The 16,480-nt window shown below is 55.5% G+C and carries 11 protein-coding genes and 1 pseudogene; 7 read left to right on the forward strand and 5 right to left on the reverse strand.

The window, feature by feature from the left end; translation table 11 throughout:
* Both mscK and acrR read right to left on the reverse strand, forming a co-directional pair.
* Positions 1 to 3,348, reverse strand: a complete 3,348-nt coding sequence (gene mscK, locus HWQ14_RS22105; protein ID WP_176611027.1) for a mechanosensitive channel MscK — start codon at positions 3,346 to 3,348, stop codon at positions 1 to 3.
* Positions 3,349 to 3,461: 113 nt separating this feature from the next.
* A complete protein-coding gene (gene acrR, locus HWQ14_RS22110) occupies positions 3,462 to 4,115 on the reverse strand; it encodes a multidrug efflux transporter transcriptional repressor AcrR (protein ID WP_148420312.1) in 654 nt (217 codons plus the stop codon).
* Between the two features lie 141 nt (positions 4,116 to 4,256).
* Between acrR and acrA the strand changes: the two genes are divergently transcribed.
* The 6 genes and pseudogenes from acrA to HWQ14_RS22140 all read left to right on the forward strand — a co-directional run bounded on the left by acrA (position 4,257) and on the right by HWQ14_RS22140 (position 11,092).
* Entirely contained in the window at positions 4,257 to 5,450 is a 1,194-nt protein-coding gene (gene acrA / locus HWQ14_RS22115; RefSeq protein WP_176611028.1) for a multidrug efflux RND transporter periplasmic adaptor subunit AcrA, read from the forward strand.
* A 22-nt stretch (positions 5,451 to 5,472) separates the two neighbouring features.
* Positions 5,473 to 8,619: pseudogene (gene acrB / locus HWQ14_RS22120) on the forward strand (multidrug efflux RND transporter permease subunit AcrB).
* A 509-nt stretch (positions 8,620 to 9,128) separates the two neighbouring features.
* Positions 9,129 to 9,503 carry an Hha toxicity modulator TomB gene (tomB, locus tag HWQ14_RS22125; protein ID WP_176611029.1) on the forward strand — a complete coding sequence of 125 codons (375 nt, stop codon included), beginning with the start codon at positions 9,129 to 9,131 and terminating at the stop codon, positions 9,501 to 9,503.
* 27 nt (positions 9,504 to 9,530) lie between these two features.
* Positions 9,531 to 9,749 (forward strand): HHA domain-containing protein, encoded by a 219-nt coding sequence (locus HWQ14_RS22130; protein ID WP_015571250.1) that lies wholly within the window; start codon positions 9,531 to 9,533, stop codon positions 9,747 to 9,749.
* A gap of 207 nt (positions 9,750 to 9,956) precedes the next feature.
* The gene (gene maa, locus HWQ14_RS22135) at positions 9,957 to 10,508 is read left to right on the forward strand and encodes a maltose O-acetyltransferase (protein ID WP_176611030.1); all 552 of its coding nucleotides are present in this window, start codon (positions 9,957 to 9,959) and stop codon (positions 10,506 to 10,508) included.
* A 116-nt stretch (positions 10,509 to 10,624) separates the two neighbouring features.
* A complete protein-coding gene (locus tag HWQ14_RS22140; RefSeq protein WP_148420307.1) occupies positions 10,625 to 11,092 on the forward strand; it encodes a YlaC family protein in 468 nt (155 codons plus the stop codon).
* A 35-nt stretch (positions 11,093 to 11,127) separates the two neighbouring features.
* On the opposite strand, the gene ykgO is transcribed toward HWQ14_RS22140, so the two are convergent.
* Both ykgO and HWQ14_RS22150 read right to left on the reverse strand, forming a co-directional pair.
* The gene (gene ykgO, locus HWQ14_RS22145; RefSeq protein WP_034458060.1) at positions 11,128 to 11,268 is read right to left on the reverse strand and encodes a type B 50S ribosomal protein L36; all 141 of its coding nucleotides are present in this window, start codon (positions 11,266 to 11,268) and stop codon (positions 11,128 to 11,130) included.
* A gap of 2 nt (positions 11,269 to 11,270) precedes the next feature.
* Positions 11,271 to 11,531 (reverse strand): type B 50S ribosomal protein L31, encoded by a 261-nt coding sequence (locus tag HWQ14_RS22150; protein ID WP_148420306.1) that lies wholly within the window; start codon positions 11,529 to 11,531, stop codon positions 11,271 to 11,273.
* A gap of 227 nt (positions 11,532 to 11,758) precedes the next feature.
* Between HWQ14_RS22150 and HWQ14_RS22155 the strand changes: the two genes are divergently transcribed.
* Positions 11,759 to 13,327, forward strand: a complete 1,569-nt coding sequence (locus HWQ14_RS22155; protein WP_148420305.1) for an EAL domain-containing protein — start codon at positions 11,759 to 11,761, stop codon at positions 13,325 to 13,327.
* A gap of 40 nt (positions 13,328 to 13,367) precedes the next feature.
* On the opposite strand, the gene HWQ14_RS22160 is transcribed toward HWQ14_RS22155, so the two are convergent.
* Positions 13,368 to 16,457: a beta-galactosidase gene (locus tag HWQ14_RS22160; RefSeq protein ID WP_176611031.1), complete on the reverse strand. Its 3,090-nt coding sequence runs from the start codon at positions 16,455 to 16,457 to the stop codon at positions 13,368 to 13,370.
* Positions 16,458 to 16,480 lie beyond the last annotated feature (23 nt).

Raw genomic sequence — 16,480 nt, forward strand, 5'->3', positions numbered from 1 at the left:
TCAGGCGGGAGTCGGATCGTCACCCTTAATCTCGCGCTTCACTTCCGTATGTTCGTCACCTTTTTCGTTACGCAGGTGAACCTCCAGCTGGTTGAAGGCGATATTAATGTTGTTTTCACGGCACAGACGGTCAATGGTGCGGTTCAGCTCATCGACGGTATAGCTGCGGTCGCGCAGCTCGCGCACGTATAGGCGCAGCTCATGATCCAGCGTGCTTGGCCCGAAGGTGGTGAAGAACACGTCTGGCGCAGGATCGTGCATCACTTTCGGGTGCGTATTCGCCGCTTTCAGCAGTACCTCTTTGACCTTGTCCAGATCTGAGCCGTAGGCTACCCCAAGTCGGATCACCACGCGGGTGGTGGTGTCAGAGAGCGACCAGTTGATCAGACGCTCGGTCACAAAGGCTTTGTTCGGGATGATCACCTCTTTGCGATCGAAGTCGGTGATGGTGGTCGCACGAATACGGATCTTGCTGACGGTCCCGGAGAAGGTGCCGATGGTGACGGTATCGCCAATACGCACCGGACGTTCGAACAGGATTATCAGGCCAGACACAAAGTTACCGAAAATCTCCTGCAAGCCGAAGCCCAGGCCCACCGACAGCGCGGCCGCCAGCCACTGGAGCTTATCCCACGAGACGCCGAGCGAGCCGAATACCGTCATCGCCCCAACGATAATAATGACGTAATTAAGGATGGTGGTAATGGCATACGACGCCCCCTGGCGCAGGTTCAGCCTTGAGAGCACCAGCACTTCCAGCAGACCCGGCAGGTTGCGAATCAACGCCCACGCAACCACCGACGACACCAGCGCAAAAAGCAGGCTGCCCATGGTTACGCTTTTCATTACCGCCGCGCCCGCTTCGGTACCGTTGTACTGCCAGAGGGTAATACTGTCGAGATAGGCGAAGACGGTAATTAGATCAGACCAGATAGCCCAGAACATCACCGCAAACAGCGCGATCATCACCAGCATGGTGATACGCAGGGTTTGCTGGTTGACCTGCTCCAGCGCAATGGTCGGCTCCTCCTGCGGCTCGGCCCCTTCCGCCCCCTCTTTCACCTGATTCTGACGACGCGCAACGGCGCGGCGATAGGCGATACGGCGCGCCGCCACGCTCAGGCCGCGCAGTACGGTCTGGTAGAGCAGGTTCCAGATAATGACCAGATAGACGGTTTCAATCCAGCGGCCGGACAGGCGCAGCGTGGTATAGAAGTAGCCCGTTGCGGTGAGCACCATCAGTGCCAGCGGAACGATCGCCAGCACCGTCACGGTGAGCAGGCGAATATTGTGCGACTCTTTATCGCGCCAGCTGTCGCGGCACATCGGCCACATCAGGACGGCAATCAGCAGCAGGTTCAGCATGATCGCCAGCTGGCCCAGCACGTCGTCCATTAAATGCAGCGGAGAAAGCTCCGCAACCACGGACCAGAAGTGCAGCGGCAGCAGCGCGAGGCTAATGCGCACAATCTGGCGACGCCAGTGGCTGGTGAGTTTCTCCGGCATGTTGAAGTGGCGAACGGCGACCCCGTCTTTTTCGAGCACTTTCCAGCACACGCCAAACACCAGCCAGAACAGCGCCAGCTTCTTGCTGAACGCCCACAATAGATCGCTGATATTAAGCTGCATGGTCAGCAGGATCAGCCCGGCGGCAAGGATGAGCAGGCAGACCGGCAGGGCTCGAACGAGATCGATAAGGATCGCTTTCGGCGTGTGCAGCTGGCTGTCGTTACGCAGCTGCCCCACTTCCGAGGCCAGCTTCGCCTGGTACTGCTTCAGCCACTTCAAACGCCAGCGAATTAATCCGGCGATGAGCAATAGCGGCAGGCCAGCAAGGAAGGCAATCATCACCGCAGGCCAGGCTTTCTCCCAGTTCACGGTGATTTTCATGCCCTGGATCTGGGATTTCAGCGTTTCAGGGAAAGATTTAAACCAGTCCCAGTCCATCGGTTTATTGCTGTTCACCCAGAAAATCTGCTGGGTCAGGATCTCCTGCAAGCTTTTGGAGACGCTCACCAGCTGCTGCTGGTTTATTTGCAGGTTGATCGCCATCATCAGCTGGTTGCCCAGCTGCTTGTTGAGCTGATCCAGCAGTTCGCGGCGCATATCCACCACCTGCAACAGCGCGTCGTGAACCTCTGCGTTCACTTCACCTGAATGGCCCTCCTCCACTTTGGCGACGAACGCGTCGGTCTGGAAAAGCGCATCGCGCTGCTGGTTGATGTCAAACTGTTCAAGGCGCAAATCCGCAATGCGGTTGGTCATGTCTTCCAGCTCGTCGGCGGACGGCAGCGTCTGCTGCTGCTGGTAAAGAATACGCGACAGCAGCAGGCTGCCCTTCAGAACGGCAATCTGCTCCTTAACGTTGCGCTCGGCCTGCAAGGCGCGATCCAGCCAGTTTTTGACTTTGATATTCTGCTGCACCAGGGTGCTGCCGTTTTCCGTCGCCTGAATCAGACGCTCGCTGAGCTGATGGTTAATCTCCAGCTCCTGCTTCACCAGCGGGTTGGCCTGAATGCGCGCCGTTTCATCCGGCGAGACCGCCTCCTGCGCCGTTTTTTCTGTGAGCGTCAGGCGCTTGCTGTTCACCGCTTCCTGCAGCAGCTGGAGCTGATGCTCAAGCCGGTTGATGTTAGCGGTCACGTAGTCACGCTGCTTTTGCAGCGCGTCCTGCAATACGGTATTGCCTTCCAGGCTCTTACGCTGCTGTTCAATCTCAGCATTGAGCAGCGTTTGCTGAATGGTCAGCAACGTTTGCTGCGTCGGGCGGAGCGACCCTTCCCCAACGGTGGTGCCGTTCAGACGGTTACGAATTTGCTGTAGCTGCTGCGACGCGGAATACATCGCGTTCTGCACGCGCTCCGGCTGGGTTTGCAGGGAAACCAGCTGGCTGTTGTAGGTTGAAAGATCGGACTGGGCCGTTTGCAGATCGTCCAGCAGCTGCGCCACGCGCGACTCAAGCTGGCGCAATGACAGCGTGGCGAGCGTTTTCCGGGTCTCTTCGTCATTATCGACGTCGCTGAGCGCGCTTAGGGCCTCGGTGGCCTTGCGCATGTTTTCCGGCGCCTGAGCAACCTTCTGGCGCAGCTGGGCCGTTTCGGTTTTTATGCGTTCGATCTTATCAAGCGTATCCAGAGTTTCCGTCAGATCCTGCTGAACGAGTTTGTCCTGGGCGGTGAGATCTTTCTGCTTATTCAGGGTGTCGAGTTGCGACTGGACCTCGGCACGGGTGGGAACGTCACTGCCGTTGTCTGCACGGGCGTATGAATGCGGTGCGGCTGCAAAGAAAAACAGCAGGATCAAAAAAACGGCCAGAACAGGATGTTTCGAGCGATTGGTGTGCAGCATAGTCGTGAATGTGATCTGAGAAATGACCGAAAATAGTCGGGCGTGAAGAATATCACGCCCGACTGAAGCAGAATAGTACGACGGAAAGGGTCTGCGAATTTTCTCAGGCGCGATCAGGCAGAATGCTGAGGATGCTTGCCCTGAAGGGTCGGACAGAGCCGGCACATCTCCAGGAATATCTCGACGTAGCTGCGCGCCTCCGCGTGCAGATCGAACGACTGCGGCGCGAAAAGCCAGTTTTCCATCAGGCCGGAAATATAGCTGCGCATCAGGATCGCTGCCCTGCGGGTCAGCAGCGTGGCGGGAAGCATGTCGGCCTGCATGCATTCCGTGAGAACCTGCTCGATGCGATCGTAGCTTTCCAGACACAGGTCGCGCTGCGCCTGCTGGACCACCGCCATTTCGCCAACGAACTCACATTTATGAAAGATGATTTCCATCATCAGACGGCGACGCTCTTCAACAACTGTCGCTTCAAGGATATATACTAGAATTTCTCTTAGCACTGAGAGTGGATCATGAGGGAATTTTGCCCGATACTCACTCTCAAGATCGCTAATGCTGGACTCTGAAAGCTCCCAGATTTCACCGAACAGATCTGACTTGTCTTTAAAATGCCAGTAAATCGCTCCCCGCGTGACGCCCGCGGCCTGAGCAATCTGTGCCAGCGAGGTTGACGAAACACCCTGCTGTGAGAACAAACGCATTGCCACATCCAGAATGTGTTGTCGGGTTTCCAGCGCTTGTTGTTTGGTTTTTCGTGCCATACGTTGATGAATTTACAGGAGTCAGATTTACATACATTTATGAATGTATGTACCATAGCATGACGATAATATAAACGCAGCAATGGGTTTTTAGACTCAGGACCCTTGATCAATTTGAAATCGGACACTCGAGGTTTACATATGAACAAAAACAGAGGGTTAACGCCTCTGGCGGTCGTTCTGATGCTCTCAGGCAGCTTAGCGCTTACAGGATGTGACGACAAACAGGCTCAACAAGGAGCGGAGCAGGTGCCAGAAGTTGGCGTCGTGACGCTCAAATCCGAACCTCTCCAGATCACAACAGAACTACCGGGCCGCACCAGCGCTTACCGCATTGCGGAAGTGCGTCCTCAGGTGAGCGGCATCATCCTGAAACGTAACTTCACCGAAGGCGGTGATGTGAAAGCAGGTGAGTCTCTGTATCAGATTGATCCAGCAACCTACCAGGCGTCTTATGAGAGCGCTAAAGGCGATTTGGCGAAAGCAGAAGCGGCAGCCAAAATTTCGCAGCTGACGTTGAATCGTTACAAGAAACTGCTCGGCACGCAGTACATCAGTCAGCAGGATTACGATACTGCACTGGCCGATGCACAGCAGACCAATGCGGCCGTTGTGGCAGCGAAAGCGGCGGTAGAAACCGCGCGCATTAACCTGGCCTACACCAAAGTGACCTCCCCTATCAGCGGTCGCATTGGTAAGTCCGCCGTCACCGAAGGTGCGCTGGTACAAAACGGCCAAACCAACGCGCTGGCCACCGTGCAGCAGCTTGACCCGATCTACGTTGACGTCACGCAGTCCAGTAACGATTTCCTGCGTCTGAAACAGGAACTCGCCAGCGGCCAGCTGAAACAGGAAAACGGCAAAGCCAAAGTTGAGCTGGTTACCAACGACGGTATCAAGTTCTCACAGACCGGCACACTGGAATTTTCTGATGTGACCGTCGATCAGACCACCGGCTCAATCACTATCCGGGCCATTTTCCCGAATCCGGATAAAACGCTGCTGCCGGGTATGTTCGTACGCGCCCGCCTTGAAGAAGGGACTAACCCAACCGCACTGCTGGTTCCTCAGCAGGGTGTGACCCGTACGCCACGCGGCGATGCGAGCGCGCTGGTTGTGGGTGCCGATAACAAAGTCGAAACGCGCAATATCACTGCAACGCAGGCGATTGGCGACAAGTGGCTGGTGACGAAAGGTCTGAAAGATGGCGATCGCGTGATTATTACTGGTTTGCAAAAAGTTCGTCCTGGCGCGCAGGTAAAAGCGCAGGAAGTGAAATCTGACGACAAACAACAAGCGTCTGCCGCTGGCCAGTCAGAACAAACCAAGTCTTAACTTAAACAGGAGCCGTTAAGACATGCCTAATTTCTTTATCGATCGCCCCATATTTGCGTGGGTGATCGCCATTATCATCATGCTGGCCGGGGGACTTGCGATCCTGAAGCTGCCTGTTGCGCAATATCCAACGATTGCGCCACCGGCGGTTACGATCTCCGCAACCCACCCGGGTGCTGATGCGAAAACGGTGCAGGATACCGTCACGCAGGTTATCGAACAGAACATGAACGGTATCGATAACCTGATGTACATGTCCTCAAACAGTGACTCAACCGGTACGGTACAAATCACCCTGACGTTTGAATCCGGTACGGATGCGGACATTGCGCAGGTTCAGGTGCAGAACAAACTGCAGCTGGCGATGCCGCTGCTGCCGCAGGAAGTACAACAGCAGGGTGTGAGCGTCGAGAAATCGTCCAGCAGCTTCCTGATGGTTGTCGGCGTAATCAACACCAACGGCACCATGACGCAGGAGGATATTTCCGACTACGTGGGCGCCAACATGAAGGACGCCATCAGCCGTACGTCTGGTGTGGGTGACGTTCAGCTGTTCGGTTCCCAGTACGCGATGCGTATCTGGATGGACCCGAATAAGCTGAACAACTTCCAGCTGACGCCGGTTGACGTGATTAACGCCATCAAAGCGCAGAACGCCCAGGTGGCAGCCGGTCAGTTGGGCGGCACGCCGCCGGTGAAAGGCCAGCAGCTTAACGCGTCCATCATCGCGCAAACGCGTCTGACCTCGGCGGATGAGTTCAGCAAAATTCTGCTGAAGGTGAATCAGGACGGCTCTCAGGTCCGCCTGCGTGACGTGGCGAAAGTGGAGCTGGGCGGCGAGAACTACGACGTTATCGCGAAGTTCAACGGCAAACCGGCTTCTGGTCTGGGTATCAAACTGGCGACAGGCGCTAACGCCCTGGACACCGCGACGGCTATCCGTGCAGAGCTGAAGAAGATGGAACCTTTCTTCCCGTCAGGTCTGAAAATCGTTTATCCGTATGACACCACGCCGTTCGTAAAAATTTCGATTCACGAAGTGGTAAAAACGCTGGTTGAGGCGATTATCCTCGTCTTCCTGGTAATGTACCTGTTCCTGCAAAACTTCCGTGCAACGCTGATCCCAACCATCGCCGTGCCGGTGGTACTGCTCGGGACCTTCGCGGTTCTGGCGATATTTGGCTACTCGATAAACACCCTGACGATGTTCGGGATGGTGCTCGCCATCGGCCTGCTGGTGGATGACGCCATCGTGGTGGTTGAAAACGTCGAGCGTGTGATGGCGGAAGAAGGCCTGCCGCCGAAGGAAGCAACCCGTAAATCCATGGGCCAGATCCAGGGCGCGCTGGTCGGTATCGCGATGGTACTGTCTGCGGTATTTATCCCGATGGCCTTCTTCGGGGGGTCAACCGGTGCGATTTACCGTCAGTTCTCAATCACCATCGTTTCAGCGATGGCGCTGTCGGTGCTGGTTGCGCTGATCCTGACGCCAGCCCTGTGTGCAACCATGCTGAAGCCGATTAAGAAAGGCGGTCACGGCGAGCACAAAGGGTTCTTCGGCTGGTTTAACCGCATGTTTGACAAGAGCACGCACCACTACACCGACAGCGTGGGTAATATCCTGCGCAGCACCGGTCGTTACCTGCTGCTCTACATCATCATCGTGGTGGGAATGGCCTTCCTGTTCGTTCGTCTGCCAAGCTCGTTCCTGCCAGATGAAGACCAGGGCGTGTTCCTGAGTATGGCCCAGCTTCCGGCAGGTGCGACGCAGGAGCGTACGCAGAAAGTGCTGGATGAGATGACCGACTACTTCCTGACGAAAGAGAAAGACAACGTTGAATCCGTGTTTGCGGTTAACGGCTTTGGCTTCGCGGGTCGTGGTCAGAACACCGGTATTGCCTTCGTTTCTCTGAAAGACTGATCTGAACGTCCGGGCGATGAGAACAAAGTTGAAGCCATCACCGGCCGTGCAATGGCTACCTTCTCGCAGATTAAAGACGCGATGGTCTTCGCCTTTAACCTGCCAGCGATTGTTGAGCTGGGTACGGCGACCGGCTTCGACTTCCAGCTGATCGACCAGGGCGGTCTGGGCCACGAAAAACTGACCCAGGCGCGTAACCAGCTGTTTGGCGAGGTGGCAAAACACCCTGACCTTCTGGTGGGCGTGCGTCCTAACGGTCTGGAAGATACGCCGCAGTACAAGATCGACATCGACCAGGAGAAAGCTCAGGCGCTGGGCGTTTCCATCAGCGACATCAATACCACGCTGGGCGCAGCCTGGGGCGGTAGCTACGTCAACGACTTCATCGACCGCGGTCGTGTGAAGAAAGTGTACGTGATGTCTGAAGCGCAATACCGCATGTTGCCGAACGATATCAACAACTGGTACGTTCGCGGCAGCAATGGTCAGATGGTGCCGTTCTCCTCCTTCTCAACCTCGCGCTGGGAATACGGTTCGCCGCGTCTGGAGCGCTATAACGGCTTGCCGTCCATGGAAATTCTCGGTCAGGCGGCTCCGGGCCGAAGCACCGGTGAAGCCATGAACCTGATGGAAGAGTTAGCCAGCAAGCTGCCAGCGGGTATCGGCTATGACTGGACCGGCATGTCCTATCAGGAACGTCTGTCCGGTAACCAGGCCCCTGCCCTGTACGCCATTTCACTGATCGTGGTGTTCCTGTGTCTGGCAGCGCTGTATGAGAGCTGGTCGATACCGTTCTCCGTTATGCTGGTGGTGCCGTTGGGGGTTATCGGTGCGCTGCTTGCCGCAACCTTCCGCGGGCTGACCAACGACGTTTACTTCCAGGTGGGCCTGCTCACAACCACTGGCCTGTCGGCGAAGAACGCGATACTTATCGTTGAATTCGCCAAAGATCTGATGGAGAAAGAAGGTAAAGGCCTGATTGAAGCAACGCTGGAAGCGGTTCGTATGCGTCTGCGTCCAATCCTGATGACGTCCCTGGCGTTTATCCTCGGCGTTATGCCGCTGGTTATCAGCTCAGGCGCAGGTTCCGGCGCGCAGAACGCGGTAGGTACCGGCGTAATGGGTGGTATGGTCACCGCGACCGTTCTCGCCATCTTCTTTGTACCGGTGTTCTTCGTGGTGGTACGTCGCCGCTTTAGCCGCAAAAATGAAGATGTGGAGCACAATCATTCGGTAGAACATCACTGATACCGGTTTCACATGATAAAAAGGCCGCATTTGCGGCCTTTTTCATTTTCAGAAAAATTCATAAAATAGACTTATTGTGGTTTTATTTATTTTCACCCGTCCTGATAAGTCTTATCATAATAATCCGATAAGCTAATCGTAGAATTCAGCGTTGTTTTATTATCAATTCATCGCCTAAAATATTCGGACAATTCCTAAACCATCGTAAATACCGAAGATATCTGAATCCGGACTTCAAATGAAACGTTGCGCTAACTCAATGAATCTTAAGGAACGGATTAAAAAAAGTGTTTTCTAGGATAAAATTGTTCGCGTTAGTGGCCACATTTGCGTAAGCGCTCGCAGGGTAACGTTTTAATTGTAATTTTTCGTAATAGCGCGATGAAATCTTGATCAGAGTGGCTTATAGTTAGAGTTATCAGGAACACAGCACCCGTGTGGCTAAGTAAGTTGTATCCATCCCGACATGATGTTCGGTGAGTAAGAAATCACTCAAAAGGGGATGCGCTATGGACGAGTACTCGCCAAAAAGGCATGATATCGCGCAGTTGAAATTTCTCTGCGAATCCTTGTACCATGACTGCCTCGCCAACCTTGATGAAAGTAACCATGGCTGGGTGAACGATCCAACGTCTGCTATCAACTTACAGCTAAACGAGCTGATTGAGCATATCGCGACCTTCGCACTTAATTATAAAATTAAGTACAATGAAGATAATAAGTTGATAGAACAAATTGATGAATACCTGGACGACACCTTTATGTTGTTCAGCAGCTACGGCATTAACGCACAGGATTTGCAGAAATGGCGTAAATCAGGAAACCGTCTATTTCGCTGCTTCACGAATGTCAGCAGAGCTAATCCGGTTAGTCTTTCCTGTTAAAATTATTACAAATACTAAGGTGAATTTATGTCTGATAAACCATTAACTAAAGTCGATTATTTGATGCGCCTGCGACGCTGTCAGTCAATTGACACGCTCGAACGCGTTATAGAAAAAAATAAATATGAGCTGTCTGATAATGAACTGGCTGTATTTTATTCAGCCGCCGACCATCGTCTTGCAGAACTGACGATGAATAAACTGTATGACAAGATCCCCTCTTCGGTATGGAAGTTTGTCCGTTAATCCCTGAAGAGGCAGCAAAGGCATTACGACCATTGTTAAGCTGAATTTACCTTTCGAATTACGCTTCACGTGCAAAAGCCAGGCTCCCGTGTAAAACGTCTGTACCCGCAATAATGTTGTGACTTCCGTCACAGCCATTTTTAGGGAACGTTCCCTTTCTGGTTAATCCTCATTACGCTACGTAAAACGATCCCAGAGAGGTTTCCCATGAGTGAAGAAAAACAGAAGATGATTGCGGGTCAATATTACCGCCCTGGCGATAACACGCTGAGGTCAGACCGTTTACGCGCGCGTCATCTTGTTCACCGCTATAATCATACCGCGCCCGATCAGAAAGCCGAGCGTAGCGCGCTGCTGGCCGAGCTGCTGGGGCAAAGTGAAGGTGCCTACATCGAGCCGAGCTTCCGCTGCGATTACGGCTATAACATCTATCTGGGTAAAAATTTTTACGCCAACTTCGACTGCGTCATTCTCGACGTCTGCCCTGTTCATATTGGTGATAACTGTATGCTCGCGCCGGGTGTCCATATTTATACTGCCACCCATCCTCTGGATGCGGCCGAACGCAACAGCGGGCTTGAGTACGGTAAGCCGGTCACGATTGGGCATAACGTGTGGATCGGCGGGCGTGCGGTTATTAACCCGGGCGTGACGATTGGTGATAATGCGGTTGTGGCCTCCGGGGCCGTGGTGACCAAAAGCGTGCCGGCCAATGCCGTCGTGGGCGGGAATCCGGCGAAAATCATAAAAATGCTCTAAACGTTCCCTGAGTAACTGTTATGCATTTTCCCGGCATAACTGTTACTTTCTTCGCGCAGATCCCTCTCATAAAATAGGCAGATCACCTGTATTTTCAACAATCATAAAGGCAAAAAATGACCGAGATACAGCGCCTGCTCATCGCCACCATCGACGATCTTAATATTCGCGAAAAACGTGACAACCGCCCGCGCTTTAGCATCAGCTTTATTCGTAAGCATCCCGGTTTGTTTGTCGGCATGTATGCAGCCTGGCTGGCAACGCTTATCGTGATGCTGAGGTCCGACACGCTGGCAGATTCCGTCTGGCTGCTGGTTGTGCTGTTCGTGGTGTTTAACGCGTTCTTCTTTTTCGACGTCAATCCGCGTTACCGGTATGAAGACATCGACGTACTCGATTTCCGCGTGTGCTACAACGGGGAATGGTATAACACGCGCTATGTGCCGCCTGAACTTATCGACACCATAATGCGCTCACCTTCAGTCGAACCCGGTCTTAAGGAAAAGCTGAAAAAAATGGTTTCGACCAAAGGTGAACTCTCGTTTTATGACGTTTTCACGCTCTCCCGCCCTGCCAACGGCTAGCGGGACCCTCCCTGGAAGAGGCGCTAAGCGTTCGTTTAGCGCCTTTTTTTACCCCCCTGAACCGCTTTAAAGCGCGGGTTGGATTTGCAAATAACGTACAGACGCCCTTTGCGCTTCACGATCTGACAGTCAGGATGGCGCTGTTTTGCGCTGCGCAGCGAGTTAAGTACCTGCATGGCTAGCCTCGCTTCGCGTCAAGAAAACCGCCAAAACGCTTGCGGAAGCGTGCCGCGCTACCGTCCGTCGAAAAGGTCTTCTGCTTCCCGGTATAGAACGGATGTGACTTTGACGAGACGTCAAGGGTGACGTAAGGATACGTGTTGCCATCGAGCTCAATCTCGCGGTCTGTCTTAATCGTCGAACCGACCTTAAAGAATTCATTGGCCGTGGTGTCGTGAAACACAACGGTACGATAGGTTGGATGGATATTGGGTTTCATTTCAGGCTCTCATGTATTGTTATAACATAACAAAATACTATCCGAGCCTTGATGCAAAAACAACCCTTCTGATAATGCAGCGGATCGCGGTATTTTTATGAAAGGCTTATCCGAGTACCTGCCTGAGAATTTCGCATGCTATAACTATATCATTTAGCGATAAAATCTTTCTTCACTGGCGAGCAGACTCAGAGCCTCCGGCGGGCAGATAAGAAGGAAACAGCAGCATGAAAACCCGACACCTGGTCAGTCTGGTAACAGGCGTACTGATCTTTTCTGTGCTGGTCCCGGTTTGCCTCAGCATCTGGCTGGCTCATCGCCAGGCAGAGGAAAAATTTGTGGATGCGCTGGACAACTATGCCTCACGCGTTCTGGTACGTACCGACAGGGTTGTCGCTCAGGCAAAGCAGGCGCTTACACACCTGCAAACCTTTGACGCCCCGCCCTGCAGTCCCCTGCATTTACATGAAATGCGTCGGGTCGCCTTTTCATGGCGCTACGTTCAGGAAGTCATGTACATCGACAGCCTGAAACCGCTCTGCTCTTCGCTTGAACAGTCCAGTAATACCGCGACCTTACCGCCCCCTTTGCGCATCACCGGGGATGGCTACAGCGCGTGGCTCACCTCGCAAAACGATCTGGGCATTCACCGCTATATGGTTGTGATGGGGAAAGGACACTACGTGGTAATGATCGATCCGGCGTCGCTTGTGGACGTCGTCCCGTTCGGCGAAATTACGACGGATGCGGCTCTGGTGGGCAGCACAACCCATCTTATCTTCGCCAGCAGCAACCGCCTCGATCCGCATCTTCTCAGGTATGTTAAGGATCGGCAGGATGTGACGAGCGTCCAGTACAACGGCTCAATGTACATTCTTAAGCCCGTACCCGAGCTGGGCTTTACGGTGATTGCCTGGGCGTCGCTAAAACCCCTGGCGGAAACCTGGCACCAGCAGCTGTTCATCTGGCTACCGGTGGGTATGCTGATAAGTCTGCTCGCAGCCCTTATTGTCCTGCGGATCCTCCGCCGCCTGCAGTCCCCGCGCAACCGCCTGATCGACGCGATCAACAACCGCGAGATCCAGGTTCACTATCAGCCTATCGTGGCGCTTTGCAGCGGCAGGCTGGTGGGGGCTGAAGCCCTGATGCGCTGGCCGCAGCCGGATGGCAGCAACCTGGCGCCGGATCTTTTTGTGCCCCTGGCCGAGGAAACGGGGCTCATCTCTCAGCTGACGCAGCTGGTGGTCAGCAGGGTATTTGAGGATCTGGGATACTGGCTGCATCTTCACCCGGAGCTGCACATATCGATCAACCTTGCGCCCGGTGATTTAACCTCTCCCGAGCTGCCCCGTCAGTTGAGCAAGCTTCTGAACAAATGGGAAGTTCATCCGCAGCAAATCGCCCTTGAATTAACCGAGCGCGGGTTTGCCGATCCCGCCGTCAGCGCGCCTGCCATCGCCGCGTTTCGCCGTTCCGGGCACGCCATCTATATTGATGATTTCGGTACGGGCTACTCCAGCCTGAGCTATTTGCAGGATCTGGACGTGGATATTCTGAAGATCGATAAATCCTTCGTGGATGCGCTGGAGTATAAAAACGTCACGCCGCATATCATCGAAATGGCAAAATCGCTAAAGCTGGCGATGGTGGCGGAAGGGATTGAAACGGAGGGGCAGCTGGCATGGCTGCACCGCCACGGCGTGCAGTACGGACAGGGCTGGTACTACAGCAAGGCGCTGCCAAAAGAGGATTTCATCCTCTGGGCCGGGCAAAATATCAGCAAGCCTTCCTGCTGAGCGGAGTGACGCGGCCACTGGCGTGGCCGCGCGTTACGTCTCAGCCGTTCTGCTGCCAGCTAAAGCTGTAGCGCAGCTGGCGGCTTTGCAGGATGAAGGCCGGCGCCACGCTCGGGCTCCAGGAGTCATCTCCCCCAACGCCCATGTGAAAGGCATCCAGGTTCAGCCAGCAGCCCGCCTCTTCCCGCAGCAGATGCTGATGCGTTGCCTCAGTCAGCTGCCGCTGGCCGTAGCGGCTCAGGGAGAAATGGAACTGCCCCTGCAGCTGATGCGAGCCAAACGACAGCTCGCGGGCGTCGCAGCGCAGGCCATTTTCCGACGGAAAGATATACGGCGTATGCATGGCCTTCAGCGGTAACGCCCAGCGTCCCTGCTGCGCCACCAGCTTTCTGTCCGGATAGTTTTCCAGCGGACCCAGCCCCAGCCAGCGTACCGTTTCCGGAATATCCACCAGCATAACGCTCAGGCCCACCCGGGCAGGCTCCGGAATATCGGACGCCACCGTCACCTGCACATCACCGTGCAGCACGCCGTGGTCATCAACCCGCCAGATCTTGCGGCTCACGAACAGCGCTCTATCCCGGAATTCCCAGACGTGCTGCGTGGTCACCACGGCTTCACGCTCGTGCTGCTCCGCTTCACACCGGAGCAGGCGTGGCGACATCTCATACATACCCGCCGCCTTCCAGCGCTCCACCCATGCGTTCGGATCGATGCGGGTCGCCTCGCTGACGCCAATATCATTGTCCAGCGGCGCGCGGGTAAAGTTATCCGTGACCGGAGTAAGCAGCGTTTCAGCGCCCGCATTCCACCACTGGATCAGGTTCCCGGTGATGCGGCAAAACTGCCAGCGCTGCTGCTGATGGATGATATCCAGCACCTCGTCCTGCACCGTTAGCTGCGGGGCCGTCCCGCCCGCTTCCGGTGGCGCAACGTACAGCGGAGCCGGTAGCGGCCATTGATCCCAGGCACAGCGGTGGCCTGACGGCGACCATGGCGTGCTCTTAGGTTGAACGATCTCAACGTCGAGCCAGACCTCACCCGGTCCGGCGGCAAGCGCAGGCAAAGGGATCTCAACGCGCTGTACTTCCTGCGGTGCGACAGAGAGCGCAATCTCGCCGGAGGCCACCGCCGCCCCGTCACGCGCTACGGACCAGTGCAGCTGTTCGTTGTCGGTATGACGGAACAGATAGTCGCTTTGTACTTCAACCACCAGCGGAGAAGTACTCACCAGCGTAAAGGTGAAAAACTGCTGGGCACGCTGCGCCTCGTAAAGGGCTGGATGCGGAGTGCGGTCCGGGAACACCAGCCCGTTGAGGCAGAACTGACGATCGTTAGGCTTATCGCCAAAATCCCCGCCGTAGGCCCAGAATGGCGTGCCGTTCTCGTCTTCCTTCGTCAGCGCCTGATCGACCCAGTCCCAGACAAAGCCTCCCTGCAGCCGGGGATGGCTGCGGAACGCCTGCCAGTAGCTGGCGAAGCCGCCAAAGCTGTTGCCCATCGCGTGCGCATACTCGCACAGGATCAACGGACGCGCTTCGTCCGGCATGCCGATCCACTTTTTAATCGACCACTTCGGCACCGCCGGGAACGGCTGATCCCAGTCGACGCGGGCATACATCGGGCAAACGATATCGGTTGCCGCCGTATTGGCCCCTCCGCCTTCATACTGCACCGGACGCGTGGGATCGGTGGTTTTCAGCCAGCGGTACAGCGCGTCGTGGTTCGCTCCATGACCCGACTCATTGCCCAGGGACCAGATGATAATTGACGGGTGGTTACGGTCACGCTGGACCATACGGGTAACGCGCTCGCTCATGGCAGGCAGCCAGCGCGGATCGTCCGCGAGGCGGCTCATCGGCACCATGCCGTGGGTTTCGATATTCGCCTCGTCGACCACGTACAGGCCATAGCGATCGCACAGCGTGTACCACAGAGGATGGTTCGGGTAGTGCGAACAGCGCACGGCGTTGAAGTTGTGCTGCTTCATCAGCTCAATGTCGCGGCGCATGGTGGCTTCGTCCATCACCTGACCCTTTTCAGGATGGTGCTCGTGGCGGTTCACGCCGCGGATCAGCAGCGGTTTGCCGTTGAGCTTCAGCAGGCCGTTGCTGATTTCAACGCGCCTGAAGCCGATATCGCAGGCCTCGGTCTCCAGCACGGTGCCCTGCGCATCCCTGAGCGTTATGGTCAGGCGATAAAGTGCCGGCGTTTCGGCGCTCCACAGCGCGGGGTTGTTTACCGGTATCGCAACCGTAAGCCGCTCCGCCCAGCTGCCGCGCTCGTCCACGACGGCCGAGCCTGGCTTTTGAACGGCGCGCGCGCAGGCTTCGCCATTACGCCACAGGGTAAACGCCACCTCGCACCCGGCGTAGCGTGAACCTTCCAGCGCAACGTCTGCCCGGAGTACCACCCGATCGCATTCGGCATTCAGGTCGGTCACAATCCGGTAATCGGCGATCCGCGTTTCTGGCTTGTGCAGCAGCGAGACGTCGCGGAATATGCCGCTCATCCGCCACATATCCTGATCTTCCAGATAGCTGCCGTCGCACCAGCGCAGCACCATCACCGCCAGGCGGTTCTGGCCCGGACGCAGCACGGCGCTGAGATCGAACTCGGCAGGCAGGCGGCTGTCCTGTGAATAGCCAATCCACGTGCCGTTACACCACAGATGAAAAGCCGAATTAACTCCGTCAAAGACGATGCGGGTTTGCCCGCCGTGCAGCCAGGCCTCCTCCACGTCAAATGTGAGCGAGTAACAGCCGGTTGGGTTTTCAGCCGGAACATACGGCGGGTTCACCGGAAATGGGTAGGTGACGTTGGTATAAATGGGGGTATCGAACCCCTGCATCTGCCAGTTTGACGGCACGGGCATCCCGACGGCGTCAGCGAGATCGTCCGTCACCCACGCCTCGGGCACCAGCTCTGGCGCGGCGTAGAAATTAAATCGCCAGAGGCCGTTAAGCGAGCGCTTACTCAGCGAAGGCTTATCCTCCCGGGCGAACGTTTCTTCACGCCAGCTGTGAAAAGGCGCGTGTGCGGGCAGACGGTTCCACTGCGTCACGCCTGGGTTTTCCCAGTCACGACGAGCGAGAAGTGCGCTGAGGGTCAGCGGGAGGATAGAAGACATATTAACCTCTTTGCGAAGCGCTC

The organism is Enterobacter cloacae, assembly GCF_013375935.1.
GTDB lineage: Bacteria > Pseudomonadota > Gammaproteobacteria > Enterobacterales > Enterobacteriaceae > Enterobacter > Enterobacter pasteurii.